Source organism: Brevibacillus porteri (genome assembly GCF_003013475.1).
Lineage (GTDB): Bacteria > Bacillota > Bacilli > Brevibacillales > Brevibacillaceae > Brevibacillus > Brevibacillus porteri.
Genome location: NZ_PXZO01000019.1, coordinates 123,245 through 149,202 on the forward strand (window position 1 = coordinate 123,245; position 25,958 = coordinate 149,202).

Genomic DNA, 25,958 nt, shown 5'->3' on the forward strand with positions numbered 1-25,958 from the left:
GACGAGAGGGCTTTTTTGTATGCAAGAAGGGGGTTTTACGCATGAAAAAGGGTAAGTTGCGTTTGGTAGTAAAGGTGGGAAGCAGTTCGATTGCAGCAGCTACAGGCGGTGTTGATCCGGCGAAAATGTCGCTGCTCGTCTCGGCTATCAGCCAATTGCGCGAAGCGGGTCATCAGGTTGTCTTAGTCTCCTCGGGAGCTGTCGCCAGCGGCTATCAACGTCTCGGCTATCAGCAGCGACCGCGATCCTTGGCAGCCAAGCAAGCAGCGGCAGCTATCGGGCAAAGCTTGTTGATGCAGACCTATACGCAAATGTTTGGCGCCCATAACTTCAGCGTGGCGCAAATTTTGCTGACACGCGGTGACTTTTCTCACAAGGAACGGTATCAGCACGCATTTTCCACATTGTCACTGCTTTTGGATAAAAATATTTTGCCAATCATCAACGAAAACGACACGGTATCCGTAGCGGAATTGACCTTCGGAGACAATGATATGCTTGGCGCACTCGTCGCTGGTCTCATCCATGCTGATTTGTACACGATCCTGACTGATACGAATGGCTTGTATGATAAAGACCCACGTTATCATGCTGATGCCAAACATATGGGCTGGCTCGAATGTGTGACAGACGAAATCGAGGCACTTGCAGGCGGAGCTTCCCAACTGGGAACAGGCGGTATGCGCTCCAAGCTGATCGCAGCAAAAACCGCCCAATCATTAGGAATTCCGAGCTTTATCGGAAAATTGACGAATACCACTGATTTGTTGGCTGTCCTTACTGGCAACGGGAATGGCACCTATGTCAACTATCATCCAGAAGCACCTGCAACGAACGGCGTTCCTACACGCAAGCAATGGATTGCGCTTCACTCCCCTACCCGCGGAAAAATCACGATTGATAGCGGTGCAGCAGAAGCGATTTTGGAAAAAAGCAAAAGCTTGCTCTTGGCAGGTGTCCGCGATGTATCTGGCATGTTCGAGCAAGGTGAGGTTATCGAGGTTTACTTTGAGGGTACGTTGATCGGTCGCGGTATCAGCAGATTTACTGCAGCACAGTTAAGTGATTTTCTTTCCCCTGATAACGTAACGCGACACAGCGGTACTGTTATACATCGGGATGAATGGACGCCTGTCATCTAAACGAATCCATGTAGATAGAAAGAAGGAGTTGGAGAAACCATGGAAATCTTGAAGGAAAAAGTGCATACACAAATGAGCCTGGCCAAACAGGCCTCACGAAAAATGGCAATACTCTCTCGCAAAGAAAAAGACCAGGTGCTCGTCGCAATCGGCAACCAGCTGCTGGCTGATGAGGACGTCATTCTCTCAGAAAACGCCAAGGACCTCGCCCTCGCGGAAGCAAATGGTCAGCCTGCTTCCTATCTGGACCGTCTCCTGTTGACGCCGGAGCGAATTGCACAGCTCGTGGATAGTCTAGCGCAGCTGGTATCCCTCGATGATCCGGTCGGGGAACGAATCGACTCGTGGACACGTCCAAATGGACTTTTTATCGAACAAATCCGCGTCCCTCTCGGCGTCATTGGAATGGTGTACGAAGCCAGACCGAACGTCACCGTTGACGCAGCAGCTATCGCTATTAAAACGGGAAATGCGATCGTCTTGCGCGGCAGCCACAGCGCTGTTCACAGCAATCTCGCTTTGACGACTAGCATTCGTCAAGCGCTCACTGCGACCGGACTTGACGCAGAAACGGTGCAGTACTTGCCTTTTGCCGAACATGCCTCTGTCGATTATTTGTGCACCGCCAATGGTCTCGTCGATGTCATCATCCCTCGGGGTGGCGCAGGACTGATCCAGCGAGTTCTGCAAATCGCAAGCGTACCTGTACTCGAAACAGGCGTCGGAAACTGCCACATTTATGTGGATGAAGCAGCTCAGTATGACATGGCTGAAAGCATCGTGATCAATGCCAAAACGAGTCGACCTGCCGTATGCAATGCTGCTGAAACACTGCTTGTGCACAGCAGTTGGTCACAGGAAAATCAACGAGCCTTGCTCCAAAAGCTACTGGCGAAGGGCGTTGAGCTCCGTGCTTGTGAGCGTACGATAGAGCTGCATTCCGACCTCTCCACTCAACTGCACCATGCAACGGCAGAAGACTGGGATACGGAATACTCTGCGCTGATTCTTTCGGTTCGCACTGTTGATAGCCTGAGCGAGGCCATTGAACATATTACAGCGCATACTTCCGGCCATTCAGAGGCAATCGTAACGGAAGATGAAGTCGCAGCCCGTCAGTTTTTGACTGCGATCGATGCCACAGCGGTTTATCACAACGCCTCTACCCGCTTTACAGATGGTGGAGAATTCGGCTTCGGTGCCGAAATAGGCATCAGCACGCAAAAGCTTCACGCTCGCGGGCCAATGGGCTTGCCAGCGCTCACTTCTTACAAGTATGTCGTACGCGGAAACGGCCAAATCCGATAGTCCAAAGGGAGGGAATCACCATGAGTAACCAAGCAACAATGATTACAGAAGGGCGGATCGGTTTTCTCGGTGCAGGCTCGATCGTGGAGGCCATGCTTTCCGGTATCGTAAAGAAAGGCTTACTCCCTTCTGAGCGTATTACCGTCTCCAACCGCAATAATATGGAGCGTTTGGAACAGTTGGCAAATGACTACGGGGTAACTGCTACTCAGGACAAATTTGAGGTAGTCCGCTCTTCCGATATTTTGATTTTGGCCATCAAGCCGAAGGATGCAGCAGAGGCTTTGCAGGATTTGCGTGGAGTTGTTCGTTCGGACCAATTGATCATTTCGGTGGTTGCTGGCGTCTCCACCAGCTTGATCGGAGAGTGGCTCGGTGCAGAGTGCCCGATCATCCGCACGATGCCCAATACATCGTCTGCGGTTGGTTTGTCTGCTACAGGACTGTGCGCGAATCCTTTTGTCCAGGAAGAGCACCGCGAGCTAGCTACCAAACTTTTCGAAGCAATTGGCACCGTATATGAAGTCGCCGAGGAAGAGCTGGACATCATTACTGGATTGTCTGGAAGCGGTCCTGCATATATTTACTATTTGGTAGAGGCTATGATGGGGGCAGGTGCCACAGCGGGACTGGATCGGGAAATGGCACGCCAATTAACGCTGCAAACCGTGATCGGCGCGGCACATATGCTGCTCGATACACGCGAAGAGCCTTCTACTCTCCGCCAAAAAGTAACGAGTCCGGGTGGAACGACCCAGGCTGGACTGGAAGTATTGGAAGCCTATCAATTCCAGGAGGCCGTCACTGCAGCCATCCTGCGCGCTGCGGAAAGATCGCGGGAGATGGGGGCACACTACCAGTAAATTCGTTTTGTCCCCCCTCCTTGTCATGTATAATAAAAAAGATCAAGCATAGTCGAGAAATTGACGAAGGAGGTCCCATGGAAATTTACGCCTTGTACGGCACCAGTGGAACAGGAAAAAGCACCAGTGCATTAGAACTTGCTCACCGAATGAACATCGACGCCATTATTGATGATGGCATCCTGATTTACCAGGGACGCAAGGTGGCCGGAACCTCTGCCAAATATGAGAAGACAAAAATTCAGGCGGTAAAACGAGCTATTTTTCATTATAAGGAGCACGCTGAAGAAGTACGGCGAAGTCTCGGCGAGATTCAACCAAGCCGACTACTCGTGTTAGGAACTTCTCAGCGGATGATTGGTCGCATCGTGGAAGCTCTGCATTTGCCTTTGCAGGTGGACTTCATCCCGATTGAATCCATCAAGCCTCAGCAGGAAATCGAGGCTGCCCGCTACGTGCGGGAAACAATGGGCAAGCACACGATACCCATTCCGCGTGTCGAGGTAGAAAAAGATTTCCTCCAGCGCCTCATCTCCTCTGCCCAACAGATTTTCAGCTCGAAAAAAGAAGTGATTGGGGAAACAACCGTAGTACATCCTCCGTTTTCAGGCGGACGTATCATGATTCATCCCCAGGTGTTGCGAAAAATCGTAGAAGCGACCTGCGACCAGTTTGACGAGGTCCATCATGTGGTCAAGATCGTCTCCAGCTTTGAGGATTTGCCTCGGTTTCAGGTTTCAATTGCTCTTCAACTGCCTTACATGACAAATATTCCAGCACTTATCCATGCCCTTCAATCTACGTTGTACAAAGAAGCTCAATATTGTCTCAATATCGCTCCCGCAAGCATCGACATCGTCGTTTCTTCGCTGGAGCTATCCTGATCCGGTCCTTTGCGACCGGATTTTTTTGGCTGCAATCCTCAGGGGTTAACATCCTGACTTGTTGCTCATCCTAAACATGATTCCATCTGAAAGGAGCAACCCGATGCCATCCATCCTGTCTTCCAAACCCTTTACACAAGCTCCAATTCCTGAACCGCCTAAGGTCATTACGACAAAGGACTTGAGCTATCTCAAGGATGCTTTGTCATGGGAACTGATCGCTTTCAAAAAGCTGCATGCTTTCGCACAACAAGCTACTGATCCCCAGGTCAAGCAATGTCTGGAGCAGCAAGGACAAATGCACCAGCGACACTACCAAAAACTACTGAGTCACCTGCAAAACAACAACACCGCAGTGATGGCGACCATTCCGCAGACACAGTCCCAGCAACAGCAATCCCAGCCACAACATCAAATGCAATAAGGGAGGAATCGGGATGCCAAACCAAAACCAGATCGCCAATCCGCAATCCGGTCAGCTGCCACAAGTAAAAGGTCCGCAAATGAACGATCGTGACTACCTCAACGACTGTCTGGCTACGTGCAAGTATTTAACGGATAACTTTAACGTCGCCGTTCGGGAAGCCAGCCACCAGCAGCTTTATGATGACATGGTACAAATTTTGAATGAAACCCATCAGTCAGCACGCGATGCTTTCAATCTCATGTTCCAAAAAGGATGGTACAAGCTGGAGGCTGCTGAACAGCAACAACTGCAGCAAGCTTATCAGCAGTTTAGCGGGTACTCCACGCAGTTCCCTTATCATTGAAATAGCAGAAGACACCTGACCCAAGCAGGTGTCTTCTTTCCATTAACCCTTACCACGGAGGAGCTGAGATAAGACAAATAACGCCCTTTCCATGTCGGCTTCCTCTGCATACACATAGGACAAGCGAAGATGATGACTATCCGTCTGATCATAAACAAAGCCGGGATTTAACAGGACACCTTTTGCCAATGCTTCCGTAAAAAGCTTGCGCATCGAAACCGCCTGATGCAGACGAATCCAAATATAAAAACCGCCATGTGGTATACGCCAATCTGCCAAATCGTCAAACCAGCGAGTAAGCCATTCGCACATCCTGTCCCTTCTGTGTCGCAGTGCCGCTCTTAGCTGATCCAGATGCCGGGAATATCTCTCGCTTGTGAGCCATTCTGTCGCCACCCATTGGGAAATAGCACTCGCTCCGTAGTCCGTCTGCATTTTCACATCCGCGAGGCGTTCAATGACAGGCTCAGGCCCTACAATCCAGCCAATCCGCAGCCCCGGACTGAGTGTTTTGGACAAGCTGCCCAAATACAAGACCAGCCCGCTCTGATCCCTCGCCTTCAACGGCAATGGCCCCGGTTCGTCCAACCACAATTCTCCATAAACATCGTCTTCCAACACAGGCAGTCTCTCCCGCTCGCATGCTACCAGCACTTCCTCCCTTCGATTCTCTGAGAGGCTAATCCCTGTCGGATTGTGGTAAGTCGAAATCGTATAGAGTAGGGCAGCGTTATGCGCCTGTTTTTGTCTCGTAAGCACTTGGGGAGAGATTCCTTCCGCATCCATCGGTACACCGACCAGACGCATTCCCGATGATTGAAACAAAGGCAGAGAGAATAAATACGAAGGCTGTTCGAGCAAGATGGCAGATCCACGGTGAAGAATGCCAATCGATATCAACTGCAAGGCTTGAAGGGCCCCCGAAACGACCAAAATAGAAGCCGGAGAAGCTTCAATCCCCCTGCTCCGCAAATGGTTGCTGATCGCCTGGCGCAAAGGCAACAGCCCTTTTGGCTCCGAATATCCGAGATGTGTCATTTTGCCTTGCAAGCTAGCCATGACCTCTTCCATCTCGACAACAGGAATCAAGCTAGGCGACAGCTCACCTGTCCCCAGTCGAATGTACCTCGGGTCTGGCTCATAACGATTGATATCCTGAATCGTCGGCGAGTTGGGTAGATGCGCGCCTGCCTGAACGTATCCCAGCCAATTCGGGGGAGGGGCGGTCGTCAGCAAGGACCACGTATTGTTGCTAACGACGGAACCACTGCCCACTGTTGCTTCAATGAAGCCATCCGCCTTTAGCTCTTCCAACGCCGTCACTACCGTGCTGCGGTTTACATCAAAGGCTTGCGCTAACGCTCTTTGTGTTGGCAATTTACTATTGATCGGCCACTCACCGCCTGCGATTTTCCCCTTGATATAAGCCACGATCTGCGCGTAAATCGGTATGTCAGATGATTTGTCAGGCTTCCAGTCTATCGTCAACACAAGCACATTCCTCCTCGTCTTATCATTGTACAAATTGGTTGGTTTGGATGTAAACCAATTGGCTGGAGACAACAGATTCACAACCGTGAATAATGACAGTAATGCAAATAGCCTTTGCATCCAGAGAGAAACGAGGAGGAAATGATCATGCTGGAAGCGATTTTGCACGGCTTTGTGCTTGCTTTTGGACTTATTTTACCGCTCGGCGCACAAAATGTTTTCGTTTTTAATCAAGGGGCTCTACAACCTACCTTACTTCGTGCCATGCCCGTCGTACTGACTGCGGCACTCTGTGATACCCTGCTCATTTTATTGGCGGTATTCGGAGTCTCTTTGGTTGTATTGACAGTCACATGGCTAACAACGGTTCTATATGTCGTCGGCTTTGTCTTTTTGGTGTACATGGGATATTTAACGTGGCGTAGCCGTCCCAATACGGAGGATGGAGAGAAAGAACGCTTTTCAGCCAAAAAGCAAATCATGTTTGCTGCCTCTGTCTCTTTGTTGAACCCACATGCCATTCTCGATACGATCGGCGTGATCGGCACCAGCTCACTTAGCTATAACGGAACAGAGAAATGGGGCTTTACAATTGCCTGCATCCTCGTATCCTGCCTCTGGTTTTTCGGCCTTTCCGTAGCTGGTCGTACGGCAGGACGATTGGATCGGTCTGGAAAATTGCAGCGTGGCCTGAATATGGTTTCCGCTGTGATTATGTGGGGAGTGGCTATCTATATGGCAGCCCAATTACTCACGACGTAAAGAGTTAGTGAAAAAGTGCATAATCCCCACCTCCTCCACTCAAAATACTCCTATTCGGGTTTTCGAAGTGGAGGTTTGTTTATGCTTTTTACCAAATCGGACGCACTCTTGGATGACTTGTATGAGATTGCGAAAAATGTGCATCAAACAGCGATCTATTTTAATGAATACAAGATTACTTCATTGGAGACTGTCAAAACCTTTTCTACAGAAATGAAAGAGTACGAAACAAAAGGCGACAAGCTCATCCATGAAATCATCGTGCAAATCAACAAGACATTTATTACCGCCATCGAGCGTGAGGACGTCCTGGACCTTGCCGTCAAGCTGGATGACGTACTGGACGGATTGGAGTTTTGTGCTTCGAGGCTCTATATGTACGACATCATGGAAGCAGATGAAACGATGGTGAGATTCGGGGAACTCATCGAAGACGCTACCAAGCAAATTCTTCTCGCCATTGAGCTGCTCCAAAAGCAAAAGCTGTCCGCTATGAAGGAGTACATCATCCGCATTAACGATTTAGAAAGCGAAGGGGATGAATTGGTGAGGGGGAGCATCCGGCAATTGTTCAAAACCTCGAGCGATCCAATTCACATCATGCAGCTCAAAGAGGTGTACGAAGTGCTGGAAGATGTCATGGATCATTGTGAGGATGTCGCGGATGCGATGGAATCTGTGATCATGGGCAACTCTTAAACCAAGGAGACCTACTTTCATGCATACGAGCCTTCCTCTAGTTATTGCGGTTATCATCCTGGCTGTTTCCTTTGACTTTATTAACGGATTTCACGATACAGCCAATGCCATTGCAACCACCGTATCCACCAAAGCTCTCCCACCTAAGATTGCCATTGGTCTGGCAGCTATCATGAACTTTATCGGTGCCCTGACATTTACCGGGGTCGCCAAAACGATCGGTGGAGATATCGCCGATCCAGCCAAGCTGGAATTCGGAGTGCTTGTGGTCATGGCTGCTCTCCTGTCTGCGATCCTTTGGAATTTAATTACATGGTGGTACGGTATCCCCAGCAGTTCGTCTCACGCTCTCATCGGCTCACTCGTAGGGGCAGTCCTCGCTTCCGCCGGGAGCGCGCAAATCAACTGGGCTGGTTTTTTAAAAATCTTCCAGGCGCTCATTGTGTCACCGGTTATCGCGCTGGCAGCTGCTTACCTCATGATGAATTTGGTTTATTTCATTTTTAGTCGGATCATGATCCCTCCTACCAAGGTCAATCGGGGTTTTCGCCTCTTTCAGATTTTCACGGCGGCCCTGCAATCTTTTACACATGGAACCAATGACGCACAAAAAGCGATGGGCATTATCGTATTCGCTCTCGTAGCCGCTGACCTGCATGCAGATACAAGCACCATTCCTTTCTGGGTGCAGTTCATTTGTGCCCTTGCGATGGGCTTGGGAACCTCTGTCGGAGGCTGGAAAATCATCAAGACGGTCGGGGGCAAAATCACCAAAATCGAACCAATCAATGGTGCAACTGCCGATCTCACCTCGTCCACGATCATTTTTACCTTTACGCAGCTAGGATTGCCTGTCAGCTCTACCCATGTCATCTCTTCCGGGATCATGGGGGTCGGCGCAGCCAAACGGCTGAAAAGCGTCAATTGGGGCGTCGCCAAACGCATCGTGATCACCTGGTTTATTACGCTGCCGATATCTGCCTTGCTCGCTGCAGCTACGTATTTTTTGCTACATGTATTTATCTAAATGCAAAAGGGACGAGTACCAGGCTCGCCCCTTTTTTCTTTATTCTAATGGAAAGCCTAAGTAAGACTCTCCCTTCTGTAAAGATAATCGCATTTCGTCCAAATACTTGCGCTGTTGATCTGTTAATTGGCTCATGTCTGCATAAACACTGTGATAGATATAGGAAAAGAGGTGGCGGTAATCTATGAAGAAATCAATCTGGGAGAGAAACACCGCAGTGGGATTACCACGTGAATAGCCTTCCATAAACGATTGGAAAAAGGAGTGGACAAACTCTTTCCTCGCTGATCCCTTTGGTACTGTCTGGGCTGTATGATACACGGCAATCGCTATATCATAAGCAAACCAATGGTATTCGCTGTCTCCAAAATCGAGAAGGGTCAACTCGTCCTCTTTCCGCAAAAAATTGTGATGATGCAAATCCCCATGGATTAAACCAAAATGATCGTCGGAGACGGGAAGACTTTTGAACGCGTGATGGTATTGTTGCAGCTTTTCCAACAGGATCGGGTCAACACTGCGGCTATCTTCTTCAAACAACCGATTCGCAAACCACTGTGGCCGCTCATGAACAGGTTGAAACGTTTTGGCGAGAGTGTGCATCTTGCCCATCATCTCTCCCCATTGTTCGAACAAGGTATGGTTCCACACGTCCTTGTCTTGCGGACTGACGTGAGCCCCCTCTACCTTTTCATAGACAACAAAAAAGCATTCCTCTGAAATTCGGTTGAGATAGGTATCCGCTGTGATGCGTAATGGCCTCACCACACGCAGCCCATGTTCATGCATATACGACAACCATTCACATTCAGATAAGACACCTTGCTCAGAGGCGGCTGACTCCTCTTCTATTTTGACCACAAGCTTTTCACCACGGTTTACCTCAAATACGTGCTGGTTATAACCTCCAAGGAGTTTGGCTTCAGATGACTGACAACCGAGTCGGGCAAATACCTGGTTTTTTACCGTATCTGATACCATTGCTCATTTCCCCTTTTACTTTTTCGTAAGAACCTTTATGCCTTCTTCTACAAACATGTCATCCCGCAATTTGTCCTGCACGCTTGTACTCCATTTTTCTTTTGTCAAAAGCGATGCCAAACCCTCACCAAAGAGACCTTGAATAGCAACTCGTGTGGCAACAATCGTCGTATCAGAAAAACGATATTCTACGGTTTGCAAATTATCTACCAGCGCAAAGGCTGACACGGAGTTATACAGCATCGCTTGCTTGAACAATTTCGCCTTGACATCGGTCGTCATGTCCTCGTAATGAATCTCAATCGTAAACTTCTCCGGACGGAGCTGAAAGGTGCGCTTGAGATGACTCAACGGCAGATGATTGAACATGACCAGATTCGAAGTAGCGCCCATGTACTTGTTTTTGTATGGCAAAATGGATTCCAAATCGTGAGTCAGCGGGCTTTGCTGAGCTAATTGATATTGCTCGGATTGCGCTTCGTTCTCCGGGATCATTACGATCTGAATGACCATGAACAGGACAACCCCGATGAGAACCAAGGCAAGAATCATTTTATTTCGCAATGATGTCACCTTCCCCTGCATCGTATTTCAAAATAAGCCGCGGAATGGCGTGGAGCCATTGTGGTATGAGTATGGAGAGAAACGGCAGCGCATACGCTACGGCAATGTTAGCGAATTGATACGGTCCAGTAAGATTCACTGGTGTTGAAAACCATAGATTACTGCCAAAATAGAGCGCAGTCGTAAAAACGAATGTCCCGACAATATAAAGCGCCCAAAGCATCCAGCCCGTTTTCCGCAGCAAAAAGGCAGACCGGACATTCATACTGGTCAAATTTTGCGTAGAAGCCGGTCGGTTGATCCCCAGCAAAATCAAATAGACGATTCCGATGAGTATGCAAATCGCAAACAGACCATAGTTCAAAAAGATACCCATGCCCCAAATTCGCAGAGGCATAGTCACAATCCAGGCAATGAGTGTGTACAGCAATCCGAGCTGCAACAGTTCTTGCAGGAGTGGAAGTATGTAGACTTTGCGGCGTTCTCCGACAATCGAATCAATCGAAGGGAGATTGGCCTTTGCTTTTTTCACCGCTTCATCCAGTGATAGCCCATCTGCAACCAAGTCGGCGACCTTTGCCTCCAAATTGCTCAATACTTCCCATTTGAGCTCCTCGATTTGTTTACTTCCTCTATATTTTTGAAACAATTGATCGACATAGTGCTGTAAATTCTCCATCACACTTCCTCCCGCCTTTCGATGAGCTGGTCAATCAATTCTTTGGCGACTTTCCAGGATGCCAGCGCTTTTTCGTACGCCTCTCTACCTGCTTCTGTCACCTGATAATATTTGCGTCTGCCCCCCTGGCTCTCATCTCCCCAGTACGAAGCAATCAGCTTGTGTGACTCTAATCTTTTCAGACTGGTATACAAGGAAGGCTCTTTCAGTTCGTAACGCCCGCCGCTGTTTTTGAAAATGGATTTGATGATTTCGTATCCATAGTTATCGCCGTCACACAGGACACGGAGAATAATCGTATCGATATGACCGCGGATAATGTCACTGCTGATACTGCTGTCACTCATCTCGTTCACCTCGCAACTATAGCATAACACACATTACTATGTGTGACAAAGTAATATGTGTTAAATCGCTTCTACTCACACAAAAAAACAAGACCATTCAAAAAGTTGAGATGGTCTTGAACAAATAGGCAGCCCGATCGTTTCATTGTTTCACCTGGTACACCAGATAGGGTGCTGGCGTCCGTTTTCCGTTTAATTCCGGCCAAACATAATGCAGTTCCAGTGAGGGACTATTCCCCTTGTTAGACTCTGTAGATGACTCGCCTATCTCTGAAAAATTCCCTTCCAGGCCTACTACCTGTCTGCTGGTGCTATCCACCCAAACCTTATACTTGTGACTCTCCGCTCTTGCTCCTTGTGTAATGGCAATGAAGTCTAGCCTGATTGCTGAGTCTTCCACCACCGCACCCTCCATTGCAAGCTGTGTGATTTGACTTGGCAAATAGTACGCCAGTTTTTTGGCACCGATTTGGGCTGCTTCTGCTTGGGACAGCTCTGGGGAAGTATGTGACTCCGTATTTGTTTTCATCCGATACGCCAGCAGTTGACCAGATTTCTTGGCAAACCTCGCAGTGAGATAAGTAGCATCTGTCATTTTCCACGTATATTCCATGTACGATTCGTGTTCTTCTGTTGATAATGGACGGTTATCCCCTCCGATACGTACGCCGAACTCTTTCTGGATCAGAGTAGCTATCTCCTCATCTGAGTTGGCCATGAGCAGCTTACCTTGTGCCTGAATCGGGATGAGGCTATAGCTACCAGTTGCTGCCACGCTCTGAAAGCGACGATCGAGGACTTCCCCGTTCAATGCGTTGATATAGCCTGCAAAAGTCGCTACTTCTTCTTGCTTCAAACTGGCTGTCAGCCTTTGTACTGCTTCCTCTTTGGAAATTGCTTTTTCTGGATTGGGAAATAACGAGAGATCCGCTTCTGCATCAAAATTCTCTTCAATGACCATACCCGCTGGTGTTCCATCTGACTCCAAGTGAACCTTCACGACACTGTCGGCGAACGGTATACCGTTAATGACGCGTTGAAAAACAGCCGTATCTTTTTCCAGATGGTTAGAAGCGAGTTGATATTGCGTACTCTTATCGCCTAATTTCTGCTTCATATATTGCTCGACAGACAGCGTTGGCGTATTGCTTGCCGTTTTTGGCAGTGTTTGGCTTTTTGGGAGCGATTGTGATTGCGTAATGACACTCCGTTCTTTCTGTTTGGGCTGTTCTTTCACCTGGCTTATTTTCCGCTGCTCGGCAACAAGAGGAATATTCCTTTGCTCCGGTATGTCCTTCTCTTTTGCCAGTGAGGGCGCATTCTCTGCACGCTGCTCTGTACGTACACTGCTGGTCCCCTCTGGTGCTTCTTTTCCGTCAGGCACAGCTACCAAGAGAGCCAGTACGACAGTTGCAGCTGCACCTCCTGCCATCGACAAGATACGGCCCGCTGTTTTCCTCTGCTTCATCTGCCTTGCCTGTTTAACCAGCGTCTGATCCAAATAGGTGACAAATTCCTGACGAGGGGGTGGGTCTTGCCTTCTTAACCCTCGCAGTTGGACCGTCAGCTTCTCATCCTCTAGCCCACTCATTTAGAAAGCCCCCTTCCTCCGTATCATCCATCATTTCTTTGACCAGCTTTAATGCCCGATGGGTGTTTACTTTCACCTTGGATTCCGATACACCCAGGATTTCTGCCGTCTCCTTGATGCTGTATTCCTCGATGCAGCGCAAAATCAGTACCAGACGATAATGGGGCGCTAGCTTTTGGATCGCTTGCTTCAGCTCACGAACGTTTTCCCTCTTGGTCAGGACGTTTTCCGGACTCCCTTCCTTGGTCGCCAGCTTCATCAGCCAGTTTTCCGAGAAAAAGGACTTGACCTTCTGCTTGCGATGCTGGTCGATCGCCGCATGCTTGGCAATAGAGAAGAGCCATGTTTTCAGAGTGACTCTGCCATCAAATCCGGCGAGCCCTTTTAACACTCTCGTAAAAACCTCCTGCGTCAAATCCTCGGCATCATTCTGATTTCCGGTAAAATGGAGCAGAAAGTAGTAAACGTCCTGATAGTGAGCATGATAGATCGCGCTGATCCGCTGCTCGATATCCTCCTGCACGGGTTAGCCTCCTGCCTTAGTACGGACTTTTATGAAATTCAGCTGCAGTAGTAAATTTGCCGGTTAGGGCATCCATTTCTCGGTGGTCTAGAGATATGGCTGTTCTGTACACCAGAATGGGTTGATAGTTTGGGTTATCCGACAAAATATCGGCATCCGATGTGAAATATTGCAGCTCCAGTGGACGCACTTTCAAGTATTCCTTTAGCGCCTGCTCATGTGATACAGCCTTTTTGGGGTCAGGCAGAATGAGTGGTTCCCAAGATACATCATACATATGCAGACCTATCACCTCTCCCGTGATACGGTCTATTCTGATAGAAATCACATCATCCAGAACAGGAATCCCTTCGTGCACATTTGCAAACTTGAAGCCCTGCACGGCGCCTCTCTGTCGAAACTCTGCTGTCCCAATCGGCATCACTTCTTTTAGATGCTTTGGTCCGTACTTTTCCAGCGCAGTAATAGCTAGTTTCATCGATTCTTCTGGCGTTAGCCATTTCTTTCCCTTTGGATCTTCTTCAGGGTATTCTCTTTCTTTCTTTTTCTTGTCAACCATACCGTAGCTTATGAATCGTCCTGTTTCTTCCTCCGTTACAATGATAGCCTCCAAGTCTTTATTGATTTCATGTGAATATTCCTTACCTTTCGTATCTTCAGAAATGCCTTCTTTTATTTTTTCAGCTTTGCTCTCGATCCCAAAAGCAGCGAACATAGCTGCTGCTTCCTCTGGCGTCTTTACGGTTACTTCCTTACCGACAGGATTCACTCTGACAATAGGATTATAAGCACTCCCCGAACCTTCATAATCAGGAACTTCCTTGCCTGTTTTGGCATCGATAAATTCCGAGAATTCCGATTTGTAGCGTAAGGTAGGAGAGCCATACAAGTATTTCTTCGTTTTCTCGTCCCATCCCTCTGCTGGCTGTTTCAAATAAAAGAGCTTCAGGTGTTTGGCGAAGGCCTTTTCAGCCTGATCCTTGGATATGGCTTCCTTAGGATCAGCAAACTTCAAATCTTCGAGGGCTGGTGCATCATCGCCTCCGAGATCATATAAGCCTGACCCTTTCGATATGATTTCCCCCTTGCTGTTTACGGTTAGACGAACACTCACATTCAGATATGGAAGGCCGTTTACCTGTTTAGTAAACAAAGCTATATTTTGATCCGAATAATTAGGGTTATATTTGAAGCCACCCATATCTGCTCCGTACCATTGCTTCATAAAATCTGTTGTTTTGCTGACTACCTTGTCATGCTCAATCTTCGGCCTTCCTTCTTCGGGAAATTCCTCGTTGTAGCTAAACCAATCGGGATTCCCTTGTTTATCCAAACCGAATTCAAAAGACGGTTCCTTCTTCTCCTTGGACGTTTGCAAGATGATTATTATACGATTCGTTCCATCATTTTTTTCTAAAATCTTAAGCGTACTGTAAGAAAAATCGGCTAAATATGGCAGCCTTTCCTTTACCTTTTGGATTGCAAGCTCTACCTTCACTTTCCATTCAGGTGTAAGCTCCTTTGCCTTGCTCTCCTCCGCCAGTACTTGACCATTATTCGTTAGATGGATTGGCGTAGTAGCAAGTAGAGTTGCAGTTGTTACCGAAAAAATCACTTTATTCAGCTTTTTCATCATTTACATCCTCCCGTATTTTTTTCAACATTAATTAATCGTAAGAAATAGAAAAAGGTTACAAAAAATACAAAATAAAAAAAGCTGTTGAATCAATCATCAACAGTCTTGTTTATTTTGCATGACAGGGAAAGTACATCAATCGAATAGGGAAAAAGTGTTTATCCCCTTCACTCCGGGGACAGGATAATAGTAACTTCCCCAAGCTATGGTCCTCAAAGGAGTTGAAAGCAAAATGTCTCGTCACTGGTATCGGCAGCTACGTTATCCAATCATCGCTCTGGCTGTGACATTAACGCTACTTTGGACACATCATCACCATCGCCTGCCCGCTTCGTACGCGATCGCCACACGGACACATACCGTTACGATTTCTAGCGCTGGCTTTTTGCCCAATCAATTGACTGCACACGAAGGAGAGCGAGTCTCGTTGATGATCGTCAACACCGATACGCGCCCTCACAATCTATCCATTCGTGATCTGAACCTTACATCCACAGAATTGAAGCCGACCCAATCGACTCTCTTACAGTTTTCAGCCGCCAAACGCGGTCGGTATCATTTCGTATCAGACGCACCTGGCTATCCGGAAACAGGCTTCCAAGGCATGCTCGTCATTGACTAGCCTGCACTTCTTCGTCTGGTGAGATTTGCTTCCACCGTCCGAATTTTATCATGAGTAGAGGAATAATCCCGATCGCGGTGATCATTCCAAAAAACAAATAAATGGCTAGCACCGAAAACGAATCTTTGATCCACCCTGCTACCAAATTGCAAAACATCGCACCAAGCCCGCCTCCTACTGAAAAGAAGATGGCTAACGCCGTCACCTGAAGGGATGCGGGCGTATTTTCGCGCACAAATTGGGCTGCCGTCGCCAAATAAAAGCCTACTGAAATCCCTTGCACAAAGAACATGGCAATCACGGCAGTGGTACTCGGAGCTGAGCTATACCAAAACCAGCGCATCGCGCAAAAAATCGCAGATAGCAAGAGTGTCAACTCCAGCCCCCACCTGCGGACAATATAACCCGCCAGCTTCATAAAAGGAGCCTCACTGCCTGCAAACAACAAGAAGGCAAGACCGATTCCGGCAATGGTCCCTCCGATATCCTGATAAAACAGGGAAAACCAAATATTATTGGCGTTTACAGAGCCCATCATGCAGAACGATGAGATCAAAAACAACGCAAATCGCGGAATTCGTGCCAAATCTCTGATCCCCGCAAGCATACTGACGCGAAACCGCGAAGCCTCTGTCACTTCTTCCGGAACCTTCCGAAGAAACAGAATGGCAATCAGAAACGCCAAGCAAAACGAGTAAAAAAGAACATGTGGCCCCCACTGCTCAACGAGAAGACCTGTGATGAATGCCGCTAGTGCAAAACCGATAGCTCCCCACAAGCGAATGTCGCCGAACTGCATGCCATGTCCCTTGGCATAACCAAGTGCCAAACTATCTGAGATGGGAACGACAGCACTTTGAAAAAACGACAGCAGTATGTAGAGCAAAAATACGTAAACAAAGCTGGAAACACCCGTAAAGAGAAGTCCCACCAAGCCGGTGATGATCAATGTCAGAATCAGCACAGTTTTGCGAATTTGATAGCGATCACAGATCATACCCCACATCGGCTGTGCCACAATGGAAACAATCGGCGCGACTGCACTGATGAGACCGATTTGGGTCCCAGTTAGATGGATGGATTCGTAGTATTGCGTAATGAGCGGAGCAAAAGCGCCAAACCCGTAGTAAATAAAAAGATAAAGGGCGCAAAGACTTAGGTATCTGCCTTTTGCGCCCCCCAGCCCTAAACCGGAAAGTGATTCTGGCATATAACTCTCCTATTTTGAGGTTCATTAACCGTGTAAGAAAACATAACGCAGAGCATGCCTCTATTATTTATTTTACCGTTGGCAATATTTTCGCCATGTTGACGGTGCGTTTTTTCTCCCATGTAGCCGGATTGAATTCATCGAACTGCTCCAGGAAGGAGATGACTTCCTTCGTCAATGGAGTCGGCGTCGAAGCACCAGAAGTAACCGCCACATTTTTCTTTCCACGCAGCCATTCAATGTCCAGCTCAGACAAATCAGCGATACGATAAGATGGAACATTCGCGATTTCTTCTGAGACCTGTGCCAAACGATTGGAGTTGTTGCTACGCGGATCGCCTACGACGAGGCACAAATCTGCCTCTCCAACTTGCTCCGCTACAGCTTCCTGACGAACCTGTGTTGCGAGACAAATTTCATTATGCACTTCCACGCCTGGAAAACGCTGAAGAATGGCGTCCATCAGATGTTTGACATCCCATTGGCTCATGGTCGTCTGGTTCGTTACGATCAGCTTGTCTGTCGGCAGATCGAGCGCGTCCAGCTCTTCCAGCTTTTGAACTAGATGTACGTGATCCGGCGCGATCCCCATCGCACCCTCTGGCTCTGGATGTCCTTTTTTGCCGATGTAGAGCACATGGTAGCCTTCTGCTACTTTTTCACGGATCAAATCATGTGTCTTCGTTACATCCGGGCAAGTCGCGTCGACGACGGTCAAGCCTTTATCGCGCGCTTTCTTGCGTACCTCAGGAGACACGCCATGGGCAGTGAAGATTACCGTTCCTTCATGGACCTGATCCAAAAGAGCCAGTCGATCCTCTCCATCCAATGTTTTTATCCCTTGTTTTTCAAACGCCTCGACGACGTGAGCATTGTGTACGATCATGCCCAAAATGTGAATCGGGCGGGGCAAGTCAAAGTTTTGCGCTGTTCGCAGTGCCAAAACCATGGCATCCACTACACCGTAACAATATCCACGGGGGGAAATCTTGATGACTTCCATCTTTACCCCTCCTACTTTTTATAATGCGTGAGCGAAAGACATTCACCCCGTATTATACCTTATTTGTCTCCTGCACGCTTCTGTTCGTAAACCTTCAGATTATTGTAGACAACTTTTAAGAGCGGCGTGGACAAGCCTTTTTGTTCCGCTCGCTCCAAGAGATAGCCTTGAAGATGATCCGCTTCCACCGGAAGACCTTTTTCCATATCACGCAGCATCGAAGATTTCGTTTGAGGACGCTGATTCTGGAAAGTCTCCATCTGCTTGTCGACGATATCTGGCTTGATCGGTGCCTCCAAGGCGTTCATGACAGAAACGATTTCCTCAGCGAGTTGACGTGTCAACTCTACGCCCCAAGCCGATTCCCGGATTGGACCGACAGCGGAATTCATCAGCGTGGTAATACCGGAAAACGTCGCAATAAACAAGTATTTGTGCCAGGCTTCCCGTTGAATATTTGCGCTTGCACGCATCGTCCCGTTGATCTTGGAAAAGGCTTGCTCGATCCGCTCTACACGCTCGCTTTTGCCGCCTTCCCACTCACCGAAAACCGTATCATGAATTGGACTTGTCTGCACGACATCTCCGTCAGCATTCAGCGTCGTCTCAATGAAACAAAGACCCCCGAGCACACGCTCCCGGCCAAAACGATCCCACAACAGTTCCATGTGCGCAATTCCATTCAATAGCGGAATGACGACCGTGCCCTCGCCTATGTACGGAGCGATGGCATCGATGCTATCTTCCAACGTGTAAGCTTTGTTGGACAATAGCACAACATCAAAAGGTCCTGCTTCCTCACCTGCTTGAATCAGTTGTGGCTGTGCCAAAAGCAAATCCCCATGAATGCTCTGAATGCGCAAGCCTCGCTCCTGCAGCTGTTTGTATCTACGTTCGCGCACAAGAAACGTTACATCTACCCCCGACTCAACCAGCCTGCCACCAAAATAACCGCCAATGCCCCCCGCTCCCAGTACGAGAACCTTCATCTAATATCGCCTCCGCGTTTATAAGTCATGGTTTGTCTACATTTTATTAAAAAGTAACCATTTTCTAAACCCCACAATATAATGTTAGAAATTCTGACATTCAACGTAAGAAAACCTCTTGACGAACAATATGAATTGTCGATATAATTCGGAATATAGAAATCAAGGAAAAACCGAACGTTGATAATGAATTCATAACTTTAATTCGTGAATGGAGTGAATCATGTTGGATATGAAAACAGTCTTGTCCACAATTGACACAGAAAAAGTGGAATATGTAGATTTTCGCATCGTTGACCTGCTCGGCCGCCAACACCATGTCACCGTTCCTGCCTACGCGGTAGATGAAGGAACTTTCCGTAATGGCGTCGCATTTGACGGCTCCAGTCTAATCGGCTACAAGTCCATTGAAGAAAGCGACATGGTAGCGATGCCCGATCCGGCAACCGCCTTCATCGATCCATTCGTAGAAGCCAAAACCATGAATATCATCTGCAACATCGTCAATCCAGACAACACCGTCTACACACGCGATCCTCGCGGCATTGCCCTCAAGGCCGAAGCCTATCTGCAACAATCCGGCCTCGCTACCGCTGCTTACTTTGGTCCAGAATCCGAGTTCTTCCTCTTTGACAACGTACGCTATGCCTCTGGTCCATCCGGCTCCTTTTTTCACATCGATTCAGAAGAAGCTTTCTGGAACACAGGTAAAGAAGGACAAAACCTCGGCTACAAAGTACGCAACAAGGGCGGATACTTCCCTGTTCAACCAACCGACTCCCAAATGGATATCCGCAATGAAATGTGCACGTTGATGACGAAATGCGGCATGTATGTAGAGCGCCATCACCATGAGGTGGCAACAGCTGGTCAAGGTGAGATTAATTTCCGCTTCGATACACTGACTCGTACAGCAGACAATTTATTGCTGTTCAAATATATCGTGCGCAACGTAGCAGCCAAACACGGCAAAACTGCTACCTTCATGCCAAAACCAATCGTTGGAGACAACGGATCAGGGATGCACGTTCATCAAAGCTTGTTTAACGGCGATACCCCGTTGTTCCATGAGCAAGGCGGTTACGCAAACCTAAGTGAGACTGCGCTGCACTACATTGGTGGCATTTTGCACCACGCCCCTGCACTGATCGCTTTGACGAACCCAAGCACCAACTCGTTCAAGCGTCTGGTTCCCGGCTACGAAGCACCCGTGAATTTGGTCTTTTCCAAAGGAAATCGCTCTGCTGCCGTTCGGATTCCGATTGCTGCCGTTACGCCAAAAGCGTCCCGTATTGAGTTCCGCACCCCGGACTCTACGGCTAACCCGTACTTGGCTTTTGCTGCCATGCTGATGGCTGGCCTCGATGGTATCAAGCGCAAGCTCGACCCGCGTGAACTGGGCTTTGGACCATTGGATAAAAACATCTACGACTTGTCCGATGCGGAAAAACACGAAATCAAGAGCGCTCCTGGCTCTCTCGCAGAAGCACTTGTCGCACTTGAACAAGACCATGACTTCTTGCTCGAAGGGGATGTCTTTACAAAAGAAGTAATTGAAGGTTGGATTGCACAAAAACGCGGTGAGATTGAGCAAGTGGAACGGACTGTGAATCCAAAGGAGTATGAGCTGTATTACGACCTATAAGTTGCAGGAAAAAGCCCTTCTCTGATGAGGAGGGCTTTTTCCTGCATTCGAATAAAAGGCCACTCCCCATCACAAATTAAAAGCGTATTGCGAAAAACAGATGATGGGATGCGCATTGATTATGTTGATTCAAAAGATAACTCGCTCTCTCATACAAGGGTCTGCCATTCTTCTTCTGACCATAAGCATGTCAACCGCTATCGGTCAGAAAATGGCTTACGCCGATCACTCGTTACCAATCATAAGCGATCAAGCTATATATTCAATTGAGGTCTATCCGAGAAAACATCAGCTGATCATCCGAAAGCATGGGAAAGTATTGAAAACCTATGTGGTTGCAGTTGGCAATCCCTCTACACCTACACCTGTTGGAGAATATAAAGTCATAGCAAAAGGAAAAGATTGGGGACCCTCATTTGGTCCGAGATGGCTAGGTTTAAACGTCCCATGGGGAATATATGGCATCCACGGCACAAACAAGCCTCATTCAATCGGCAAGCATTTGAGCCACGGTTGTATTCGTATGAGAAACAAAGACGTAATCGAATTATTCAAGATGACTCCACTCGGAACAAAAGTAACGATTTATGGGCATATATTAGGGGACCCAAGCCATGATCCTAGAAATTTAGCGGAAGGCGACGTTGGTGGAGATGTACAACTCATCCAATCTCGATTAAAGAGCGCTGGTTATTTTCACGGGGTATGCGATGGCAAGTTTCGATCCTCGACAACTGCAGCTCTAAAGAAATTTCAACGGGATCGAAAATTAAAGCCAAACGGTGTTGTATCAAACAAGGTTTATGAAGAGTTGGGATTAGCGGAATAAATCCTGGCACAGTTCGTATTTCCACTACATAAACCTTCTAAACATACTTCCAATCCCATTCGTTCCTTGGAAAGTTTTGAATACCTCGTTTGCTACTTTTACACCATTGAGGATTGTGCCTATATCAAGATTTAGATTAGAAAGCCGTGGTGGTCGAGACTCTTTTCTCGGCCGACGGCTCGTTTTTGCCCACTCTTGATAATACTGCCCAAGGGATTCAGGATTTTTCTGTAGCTTTCTGATCGAGACCTTATTTGATTTCAGCCAATCTGCAAATTCAGGGCTAAAGCCATTCATTTGTCTAGCCACTTTTCACTCTCACCTCGTTTCGGAAATGAATAATGCAAAGGGATTATATGTCCCTTTGCATCACTCTTTTGTTAAACCCATTTCTTAATCCCAAGCACATCCGACAATCACAAGCAAAACGAACAGGACCAGGATCAAAGCAAAGTCATCAAAGTCATTAAAGAAACCCATTCTGCCTCCCCCTTTCCTTCGACACCCTACTGTATGCACATTTCTCATGATTTGCCTGTACACTCACCTAATAGAAAAAGGACGCAAGCATTTGCCTACGCCCTTTTTCACCCTATTGCAGTCCGATTTGCGATTTAACTTGCAGAATTCCGCCTCGGAAAGAAAAATTCGCATTTGCTCCAATCGTCCCTTCCCCCTCGTACATGTAGACGATCGTGTGTCCTTCCTCTCCTGCTTTACCAACCTCAGCGAGCAGTTCACCTTCCCCGCCCACTATTTTTTTTACTTCTTCAAAGCTCATCCCATTTTCAATCTGTTCAAATTCACTTTTCGTGATCGTTGCTTTCTCTGTCGCCGCAGGAGCAGTCGCTTCTGGTGTAGGTGAAGCTGGTGTTGCTGGCGTATCCGTTGATGGCCCGGAGCTACATCCAGCCAACATGATAGCGAAAGCCACTATGAAAAAAGACATTTTCTTCAATGAAAAAGGACCCCCTTAACTAAAATGAATCCCCCCTACCATAATTCAAAATATTCCTCTCAACAAGAATAACAACCTGACATTTCTCGACAAAGACGAATCTTTTCGGGCATAAGAATGCAAAAAGAGCCTTAAAAAAGGCTCCCTTTGCGTTGACATTACTCTTTTACATAAAGCTGATACATCTCGGTTTCTTCATCCGTTGCTTTTGCGAGTCGAAAAGCTTCTTCCACGCTTTTCTTGTTTTGAATTACCTCGTAGAAAAAGCGCAGGGCGAACATCAGCGCAGAATTTCCGTCCGGGTAATCATCTGGCCCGATATACGTATGGCAACCACTGTCCATAAAGGCCTTCGCTAATTCAGGATCACCAAGCGAGCATCCGTTACCTAACACGATTTTTCCATCTAGCTTGGCAAAACGTCTAACGTCGTCAGGACCAAAATCACCCTTTGGTTCTCCTTCCTCGTAAACGTCCTCGCCCAGCTCTGGCATGATGAGGCTTCCCTCATCCCCATGGAAATTCAGAACAATCATGTCGGTATTTGGGTAGAGGTCGCTACCATTCAATACATCAATCAAATCGCTCGGTCGACCAATCCAGTACGTAAATACTCGCGCTCCAAAATACTCAAGTGTATTCCGGATTGCTTGGCTGTCCAGATCCGTATCCGGACCAATTACTAAGGCAACATTCATTTCAGGTTTACTCATCGTGATATTCCTCCATTTTGTTGTAAGTGGTTTTTATTTGTGGGTAGACAAAACCATTTACATGGAGGGGGTCGGGCCAACTGGTGGATGGCAAGACGTTACTTCTTCATCATCATGATATAGGTAAACTCCTCTTTAATTGGAATTTTTTAAAATTTATAGCAGTATATCACTCTTGAGACTCCCACGGCTAAAGCCGCAAGCTGACACCTTCGGTATCAGTGGGATTCTTGGGTGGTAGTCGAAAGTGCATTTCTGCTATCCGTAGTTCCCCCAAGTTTAGGACTGTCTCATCAGCCCATCCTAAGACAGTGCGTATAGCATCTTAGGCTGACAGACTATTACCATCTGCCACAGGTTGGCGCATGATATTGATGGCTCCAACCCGATCACGATGCGCATGGAATCCGCATGAACATTCGTACATTCTGTCTTTCGCTTTGTTCTTCTCTCTACAGGCAGGACAAGATTGAGAAGTGTAGGCGGGATTGACCTCCACAACTTGTATGCCAACAAGATTTGCTTTGTAGGAGATAAATTGTTGAAGTTGATAGAAAGTCCAACCATGCAGGTTCTTTGCGTTTTTACGGCTTGTTCTTGCCGTCTTGCGAATATTCTCTAGTCGTTCAAGCTTGATGATTGACACACCTTCCTGAATAGCTGTTTTGACAATTTGACGACTGATCTTGTGGTTTTGATCTTTCATCCAACGTTGCTCTTTATTGCCTAACTTCCGAATGGCAGACAGTTTTTTGAGTTTACCTAGTTTGCGTCTACGCTGTTGGTGCTTTCTTCGTATGTACTTGTTCTGTCTTCCTTTCCCAAAGAAACATGTCTTACCCGTAGAAGTTACTGCAACAGCAGGAACTTTCAAACCAAGATCTATACCCATGACGTTTTCGTTGATTGTTACGCTTGTAGGCACTTCTACGGAAATTTGAGCGTACCATTTCCCTGACTTTTCAATGATACGCATCAATCCAAATTTTCCTTTGCTTAACCATTCCCTGTCTCGGCTAGTCATCGTAGCACGAAACGCCGTTTTCTTCGTCTTTCCATCTACAACGATAGGGAAAGCAACTGTATTTTCAGATACCGTGTAGTTTTGATTATTGACGAAATATACAGGTTTCTTAAGAATCGGACGACCACCAAGTTTCTTCATTTTACGAAAAACACTCTTAGCATCACGTATGGATTGGTTACAGACGGCTGATGGTAGAATCGTTTCAACATTTTTTGTCGTTGTCTTTGGAAACGAACTAAGTTGTTCAGCTTGTTCCGTGAGCAGATTGACTACACGAATATATTCCTTTCCTAAATGACGAAGAATATCTGGTTGAGCAGGAAATATACGAATCTTAACGGTTAACCCTTGCATGTATTCACCCCCTTGTCTTTTGCTGTTCAACATATCTTTTAATCGTTTCGCTTGAAACATTCCCTGCCGTACTTACAAAATAGGAACGTGTCCAAAGAGAAGGCAAATGCGCTAGATGTTTGAACTCCTCTCTTAATTTTTTAGATGTAACCCCTTTGATTTTTGCCATAATATCAGCAGGACTGAATGTTGGCAAAGCGTTTAAAAAAAGATGAGTATGGTCTTTGTCTGTTTCGATTGCGATAATCTCTATTTTCAATTCATCGCAAACCTCCTTAACTAATTCCTTAAACCTTATTTCTACATCTAATTTGAGGAATATCTTTTTTCTGTATCGAGGACAAAAAACAAAATGATAGTGAATGAATGATACGGTAGTGGCCGTTCTTCTATAATTATCCATATACTGATTGTATCAGTTTGAATCATTCACTCCAACAAAAACACAAGAGACGTTGGAACATTAACGTGTCTAAAGACACGCCTGTTCCAATCTCGCTATCATACCACACCTAAAAGGAGTGGGCTTTCTCGCTCGAAAAATTCTGTAACATGTCTTGTAAAGTTTTTCCGCCTCTTGTTTTGCAGCGATTACGCAAACCCTTTTTTGATTTTGGTCTTCATGTCACGATACAGCTCTCCGTATGTAATCGCATGCTCGATATGCGAATAGGAAAGTACGGAATCGCCATCCTTGCTCTCGCAGCACGCAAAGAACAAGCTTTCCATCAGATTGTGATTTTCGATGGAATTGGTAATGTGGACGCAATCCTCAATCGAATCATGAGCGTCATGCTTGTAAAAAAGAAATGTCCCTTCTTTGAACGCTCCTTTTTTGTTAGCGTCTTTCCAAATGAGCATGCCCAAGGTAATAAAGTAGCCTTCCTGGAAGCGGATGACGCCGGTAATCACAGAATTAATCGTGGTCGGAATGATCGCAATCGAGTCATTGAGCTGATTGACGTATTCATACAATGCTTTATTGGATTCTTGAAGATCAGCGATTGGTACATGAAGAAGCTGCTTGTCTCTTAATTTTTCTACGAGTTGCTGAACGCATAGCGTCTTATTCAAAGTTGAAATCACAACCTCATCACTTCCCCCATTGTAAGTAAGTGCCTTCTTTACGTTATTCGTGATGAATGGACATATCCCTACAAAATCCGCACAATCTTCTTACTTTTTCTTCGAGAATCAAATTTTACATACGTAAGAGGCATGGAAGTCGGTAGTCTGTCTGCAAAAGGCGAACACGTCCCCCTTCAACAGGGTTCATGTTGAAAATTCCGGCAGGGTCGAGGGTGGGTACGGGGATCATTCCAATCGAGTAGGAGGGAGTGA

30 protein-coding genes are annotated in these 25,958 nt (G+C 47.0%); 12 read left to right on the plus strand and 18 right to left on the minus strand.

Annotated elements, in window-relative coordinates; all coding sequences use genetic code 11:
* Positions 1 to 41 precede the first annotated feature (41 nt).
* From proB to C7R92_RS12050, 6 genes are all read left to right on the plus strand, one after another.
* Positions 42 to 1,142 (plus strand): glutamate 5-kinase, encoded by a 1,101-nt coding sequence (gene proB / locus C7R92_RS12025; protein WP_106834415.1) that lies wholly within the window; start codon positions 42 to 44, stop codon positions 1,140 to 1,142.
* A gap of 39 nt (positions 1,143 to 1,181) precedes the next feature.
* Complete coding sequence (locus C7R92_RS12030) at positions 1,182 to 2,450, plus strand: glutamate-5-semialdehyde dehydrogenase (protein ID WP_106834416.1); 1,269 nt, start codon at positions 1,182 to 1,184, stop codon at positions 2,448 to 2,450.
* A 20-nt stretch (positions 2,451 to 2,470) separates the two neighbouring features.
* Entirely contained in the window at positions 2,471 to 3,313 is an 843-nt protein-coding gene (proC, locus tag C7R92_RS12035; protein WP_106834417.1) for a pyrroline-5-carboxylate reductase, read from the plus strand.
* 77 nt (positions 3,314 to 3,390) lie between these two features.
* Positions 3,391 to 4,197 carry a hypothetical protein gene (locus tag C7R92_RS12040; RefSeq protein ID WP_106834418.1) on the plus strand — a complete coding sequence of 269 codons (807 nt, stop codon included), beginning with the start codon at positions 3,391 to 3,393 and terminating at the stop codon, positions 4,195 to 4,197.
* A 103-nt stretch (positions 4,198 to 4,300) separates the two neighbouring features.
* Entirely contained in the window at positions 4,301 to 4,621 is a 321-nt protein-coding gene (locus C7R92_RS12045; protein WP_007718471.1) for a ferritin-like domain-containing protein, read from the plus strand.
* 13 nt (positions 4,622 to 4,634) lie between these two features.
* Entirely contained in the window at positions 4,635 to 4,967 is a 333-nt protein-coding gene (locus C7R92_RS12050) for a spore coat protein (protein ID WP_017251484.1), read from the plus strand.
* Between the two features lie 42 nt (positions 4,968 to 5,009).
* Here C7R92_RS12050 and C7R92_RS12055 read toward each other — a convergent pair whose 3' ends face one another.
* Positions 5,010 to 6,458, minus strand: a complete 1,449-nt coding sequence (locus C7R92_RS12055; RefSeq protein WP_106834419.1) for an aminotransferase-like domain-containing protein — start codon at positions 6,456 to 6,458, stop codon at positions 5,010 to 5,012.
* A 147-nt stretch (positions 6,459 to 6,605) separates the two neighbouring features.
* On the opposite strand from C7R92_RS12055, the gene C7R92_RS12060 reads away from it, so the two are divergent.
* The 3 genes from C7R92_RS12060 to C7R92_RS12070 all read left to right on the plus strand — a co-directional run bounded on the left by C7R92_RS12060 (position 6,606) and on the right by C7R92_RS12070 (position 8,946).
* Positions 6,606 to 7,220 carry a LysE/ArgO family amino acid transporter gene (locus C7R92_RS12060; protein WP_106834420.1) on the plus strand — a complete coding sequence of 205 codons (615 nt, stop codon included), beginning with the start codon at positions 6,606 to 6,608 and terminating at the stop codon, positions 7,218 to 7,220.
* An 81-nt stretch (positions 7,221 to 7,301) separates the two neighbouring features.
* Complete coding sequence (locus C7R92_RS12065) at positions 7,302 to 7,919, plus strand: DUF47 domain-containing protein (protein WP_017251487.1); 618 nt, start codon at positions 7,302 to 7,304, stop codon at positions 7,917 to 7,919.
* A 19-nt stretch (positions 7,920 to 7,938) separates the two neighbouring features.
* Positions 7,939 to 8,946 (plus strand): inorganic phosphate transporter, encoded by a 1,008-nt coding sequence (locus C7R92_RS12070; RefSeq protein WP_106834421.1) that lies wholly within the window; start codon positions 7,939 to 7,941, stop codon positions 8,944 to 8,946.
* Between the two features lie 39 nt (positions 8,947 to 8,985).
* Here C7R92_RS12070 and C7R92_RS12075 read toward each other — a convergent pair whose 3' ends face one another.
* From C7R92_RS12075 to C7R92_RS12105, 7 genes are all read right to left on the minus strand, one after another.
* Complete coding sequence (locus C7R92_RS12075; protein WP_106834422.1) at positions 8,986 to 9,927, minus strand: phosphotransferase enzyme family protein; 942 nt, start codon at positions 9,925 to 9,927, stop codon at positions 8,986 to 8,988.
* Between the two features lie 15 nt (positions 9,928 to 9,942).
* A complete protein-coding gene (locus C7R92_RS12080; protein ID WP_106834423.1) occupies positions 9,943 to 10,500 on the minus strand; it encodes a DUF4825 domain-containing protein in 558 nt (185 codons plus the stop codon).
* Positions 10,481 to 11,170 (minus strand): permease prefix domain 1-containing protein, encoded by a 690-nt coding sequence (locus C7R92_RS12085; protein ID WP_106834424.1) that lies wholly within the window; start codon positions 11,168 to 11,170, stop codon positions 10,481 to 10,483. Before C7R92_RS12085 ends, C7R92_RS12080 begins: the two co-directional genes overlap by 20 nt.
* Positions 11,170 to 11,517, minus strand: a complete 348-nt coding sequence (locus C7R92_RS12090) for a PadR family transcriptional regulator (protein ID WP_106834425.1) — start codon at positions 11,515 to 11,517, stop codon at positions 11,170 to 11,172. Before C7R92_RS12090 ends, C7R92_RS12085 begins: the two co-directional genes overlap by 1 nt.
* A gap of 142 nt (positions 11,518 to 11,659) precedes the next feature.
* The gene (locus C7R92_RS12095; RefSeq protein ID WP_106834426.1) at positions 11,660 to 13,108 is read right to left on the minus strand and encodes a hypothetical protein; all 1,449 of its coding nucleotides are present in this window, start codon (positions 13,106 to 13,108) and stop codon (positions 11,660 to 11,662) included.
* Positions 13,089 to 13,631 carry an RNA polymerase sigma factor gene (locus C7R92_RS12100; protein WP_087343560.1) on the minus strand — a complete coding sequence of 181 codons (543 nt, stop codon included), beginning with the start codon at positions 13,629 to 13,631 and terminating at the stop codon, positions 13,089 to 13,091. The genes C7R92_RS12095 and C7R92_RS12100 overlap by 20 nt, the downstream gene beginning before the upstream one ends.
* 16 nt (positions 13,632 to 13,647) lie before the next feature.
* Positions 13,648 to 15,267: a YcdB/YcdC domain-containing protein gene (locus tag C7R92_RS12105; RefSeq protein WP_106834427.1), complete on the minus strand. Its 1,620-nt coding sequence runs from the start codon at positions 15,265 to 15,267 to the stop codon at positions 13,648 to 13,650.
* A gap of 232 nt (positions 15,268 to 15,499) precedes the next feature.
* On the opposite strand from C7R92_RS12105, the gene C7R92_RS12110 reads away from it, so the two are divergent.
* The gene (locus tag C7R92_RS12110; protein ID WP_016742915.1) at positions 15,500 to 15,889 is read left to right on the plus strand and encodes a cupredoxin domain-containing protein; all 390 of its coding nucleotides are present in this window, start codon (positions 15,500 to 15,502) and stop codon (positions 15,887 to 15,889) included.
* Here the strand turns inward: C7R92_RS12110 and C7R92_RS12115 are convergent.
* The 3 genes from C7R92_RS12115 to C7R92_RS12125 form a co-directional block, all read right to left on the minus strand.
* Positions 15,879 to 17,099, minus strand: a complete 1,221-nt coding sequence (locus tag C7R92_RS12115; protein WP_106834428.1) for an MFS transporter — start codon at positions 17,097 to 17,099, stop codon at positions 15,879 to 15,881. The genes C7R92_RS12110 and C7R92_RS12115 overlap by 11 nt on opposite strands.
* A 67-nt stretch (positions 17,100 to 17,166) precedes the next feature.
* Positions 17,167 to 18,102 (minus strand): 4-hydroxy-3-methylbut-2-enyl diphosphate reductase, encoded by a 936-nt coding sequence (locus tag C7R92_RS12120; protein ID WP_048034646.1) that lies wholly within the window; start codon positions 18,100 to 18,102, stop codon positions 17,167 to 17,169.
* A 59-nt stretch (positions 18,103 to 18,161) separates the two neighbouring features.
* Positions 18,162 to 19,091 (minus strand): ketopantoate reductase family protein, encoded by a 930-nt coding sequence (locus C7R92_RS12125; protein WP_106834429.1) that lies wholly within the window; start codon positions 19,089 to 19,091, stop codon positions 18,162 to 18,164.
* 226 nt (positions 19,092 to 19,317) lie between these two features.
* Between C7R92_RS12125 and glnA the strand changes: the two genes are divergently transcribed.
* Both glnA and C7R92_RS12135 read left to right on the plus strand, forming a co-directional pair.
* Positions 19,318 to 20,736 carry a type I glutamate--ammonia ligase gene (gene glnA, locus C7R92_RS12130; protein ID WP_069849142.1) on the plus strand — a complete coding sequence of 473 codons (1,419 nt, stop codon included), beginning with the start codon at positions 19,318 to 19,320 and terminating at the stop codon, positions 20,734 to 20,736.
* 121 nt (positions 20,737 to 20,857) lie between these two features.
* A complete protein-coding gene (locus C7R92_RS12135) occupies positions 20,858 to 21,565 on the plus strand; it encodes a L,D-transpeptidase family protein (protein WP_106834430.1) in 708 nt (235 codons plus the stop codon).
* 24 nt (positions 21,566 to 21,589) lie between these two features.
* Here the strand turns inward: C7R92_RS12135 and C7R92_RS12140 are convergent, their stop codons facing one another.
* The 7 genes from C7R92_RS12140 to C7R92_RS12170 form a co-directional block, all read right to left on the minus strand.
* On the minus strand, positions 21,590 to 21,874 hold the full coding sequence (locus C7R92_RS12140) for a hypothetical protein (RefSeq protein WP_244195729.1): 285 nt from the start codon (positions 21,872 to 21,874) through the stop codon (positions 21,590 to 21,592).
* 84 nt (positions 21,875 to 21,958) lie between these two features.
* On the minus strand, positions 21,959 to 22,093 hold the full coding sequence (locus C7R92_RS33275) for a YjcZ family sporulation protein (RefSeq protein ID WP_328141004.1): 135 nt from the start codon (positions 22,091 to 22,093) through the stop codon (positions 21,959 to 21,961).
* 64 nt (positions 22,094 to 22,157) lie between these two features.
* Positions 22,158 to 22,514 (minus strand): YajG family lipoprotein, encoded by a 357-nt coding sequence (locus tag C7R92_RS12150; protein ID WP_244195730.1) that lies wholly within the window; start codon positions 22,512 to 22,514, stop codon positions 22,158 to 22,160.
* Between the two features lie 167 nt (positions 22,515 to 22,681).
* Positions 22,682 to 23,236, minus strand: coding sequence for a delta-aminolevulinic acid dehydratase (locus tag C7R92_RS12155; RefSeq protein WP_106834432.1), 555 nt, complete (start codon positions 23,234 to 23,236; stop codon positions 22,682 to 22,684).
* A gap of 325 nt (positions 23,237 to 23,561) precedes the next feature.
* Positions 23,562 to 24,617 carry an RNA-guided endonuclease InsQ/TnpB family protein gene (locus tag C7R92_RS12160; RefSeq protein WP_106834433.1) on the minus strand — a complete coding sequence of 352 codons (1,056 nt, stop codon included), beginning with the start codon at positions 24,615 to 24,617 and terminating at the stop codon, positions 23,562 to 23,564.
* Between the two features lie 4 nt (positions 24,618 to 24,621).
* Complete coding sequence (gene tnpA / locus C7R92_RS12165) at positions 24,622 to 25,020, minus strand: IS200/IS605 family transposase (RefSeq protein ID WP_106834434.1); 399 nt, start codon at positions 25,018 to 25,020, stop codon at positions 24,622 to 24,624.
* 188 nt (positions 25,021 to 25,208) lie between these two features.
* Positions 25,209 to 25,703 carry a hypothetical protein gene (locus C7R92_RS12170; protein WP_069848909.1) on the minus strand — a complete coding sequence of 165 codons (495 nt, stop codon included), beginning with the start codon at positions 25,701 to 25,703 and terminating at the stop codon, positions 25,209 to 25,211.
* Between the last annotated feature and the right edge of the window lie 255 nt (positions 25,704 to 25,958).

Excerpts from the sequence above, each read along its gene's own strand:
- proB (WP_106834415.1), top strand. The coding sequence starts at position 42 with ATGAAAAAGGGTAAGTTGCGTTTGGTAGTAAAGGTGGGAAGCAGTTCG.
- C7R92_RS12030 (WP_106834416.1), top strand. The coding sequence starts at position 1,182 with ATGGAAATCTTGAAGGAAAAAGTGCATACACAAATGAGCCTGGCCAAA.
- proC (WP_106834417.1), top strand. The coding sequence starts at position 2,471 with ATGAGTAACCAAGCAACAATGATTACAGAAGGGCGGATCGGTTTTCTC.
- C7R92_RS12040 (WP_106834418.1), top strand. The coding sequence starts at position 3,391 with ATGGAAATTTACGCCTTGTACGGCACCAGTGGAACAGGAAAAAGCACC.
- C7R92_RS12045 (WP_007718471.1), top strand. The coding sequence starts at position 4,301 with ATGCCATCCATCCTGTCTTCCAAACCCTTTACACAAGCTCCAATTCCT.
- C7R92_RS12050 (WP_017251484.1), top strand. The coding sequence starts at position 4,635 with ATGCCAAACCAAAACCAGATCGCCAATCCGCAATCCGGTCAGCTGCCA.
- C7R92_RS12060 (WP_106834420.1), top strand. The coding sequence starts at position 6,606 with ATGCTGGAAGCGATTTTGCACGGCTTTGTGCTTGCTTTTGGACTTATT.
- C7R92_RS12065 (WP_017251487.1), top strand. The coding sequence starts at position 7,302 with ATGCTTTTTACCAAATCGGACGCACTCTTGGATGACTTGTATGAGATT.
- C7R92_RS12070 (WP_106834421.1), top strand. The coding sequence starts at position 7,939 with ATGCATACGAGCCTTCCTCTAGTTATTGCGGTTATCATCCTGGCTGTT.
- C7R92_RS12075 (WP_106834422.1), bottom strand. The coding sequence starts at position 9,927 with ATGGTATCAGATACGGTAAAAAACCAGGTATTTGCCCGACTCGGTTGT.
- C7R92_RS12085 (WP_106834424.1), bottom strand. The coding sequence starts at position 11,170 with ATGGAGAATTTACAGCACTATGTCGATCAATTGTTTCAAAAATATAGA.
- C7R92_RS12090 (WP_106834425.1), bottom strand. The coding sequence starts at position 11,517 with ATGAGTGACAGCAGTATCAGCAGTGACATTATCCGCGGTCATATCGAT.
- C7R92_RS12095 (WP_106834426.1), bottom strand. The coding sequence starts at position 13,108 with ATGAGTGGGCTAGAGGATGAGAAGCTGACGGTCCAACTGCGAGGGTTA.
- C7R92_RS12105 (WP_106834427.1), bottom strand. The coding sequence starts at position 15,267 with ATGATGAAAAAGCTGAATAAAGTGATTTTTTCGGTAACAACTGCAACT.
- C7R92_RS12110 (WP_016742915.1), top strand. The coding sequence starts at position 15,500 with ATGTCTCGTCACTGGTATCGGCAGCTACGTTATCCAATCATCGCTCTG.
- C7R92_RS12115 (WP_106834428.1), bottom strand. The coding sequence starts at position 17,099 with ATGCCAGAATCACTTTCCGGTTTAGGGCTGGGGGGCGCAAAAGGCAGA.
- C7R92_RS12120 (WP_048034646.1), bottom strand. The coding sequence starts at position 18,102 with ATGGAAGTCATCAAGATTTCCCCCCGTGGATATTGTTACGGTGTAGTG.
- C7R92_RS12125 (WP_106834429.1), bottom strand. The coding sequence starts at position 19,091 with ATGAAGGTTCTCGTACTGGGAGCGGGGGGCATTGGCGGTTATTTTGGT.
- C7R92_RS12135 (WP_106834430.1), top strand. The coding sequence starts at position 20,858 with ATGTTGATTCAAAAGATAACTCGCTCTCTCATACAAGGGTCTGCCATT.
- C7R92_RS33275 (WP_328141004.1), bottom strand. The coding sequence starts at position 22,093 with ATGAGAAATGTGCATACAGTAGGGTGTCGAAGGAAAGGGGGAGGCAGA.
- C7R92_RS12150 (WP_244195730.1), bottom strand. The coding sequence starts at position 22,514 with ATGTCTTTTTTCATAGTGGCTTTCGCTATCATGTTGGCTGGATGTAGC.
- C7R92_RS12155 (WP_106834432.1), bottom strand. The coding sequence starts at position 23,236 with ATGAGTAAACCTGAAATGAATGTTGCCTTAGTAATTGGTCCGGATACG.
- C7R92_RS12160 (WP_106834433.1), bottom strand. The coding sequence starts at position 24,617 with ATGCAAGGGTTAACCGTTAAGATTCGTATATTTCCTGCTCAACCAGAT.
- tnpA (WP_106834434.1), bottom strand. The coding sequence starts at position 25,020 with ATGGATAATTATAGAAGAACGGCCACTACCGTATCATTCATTCACTAT.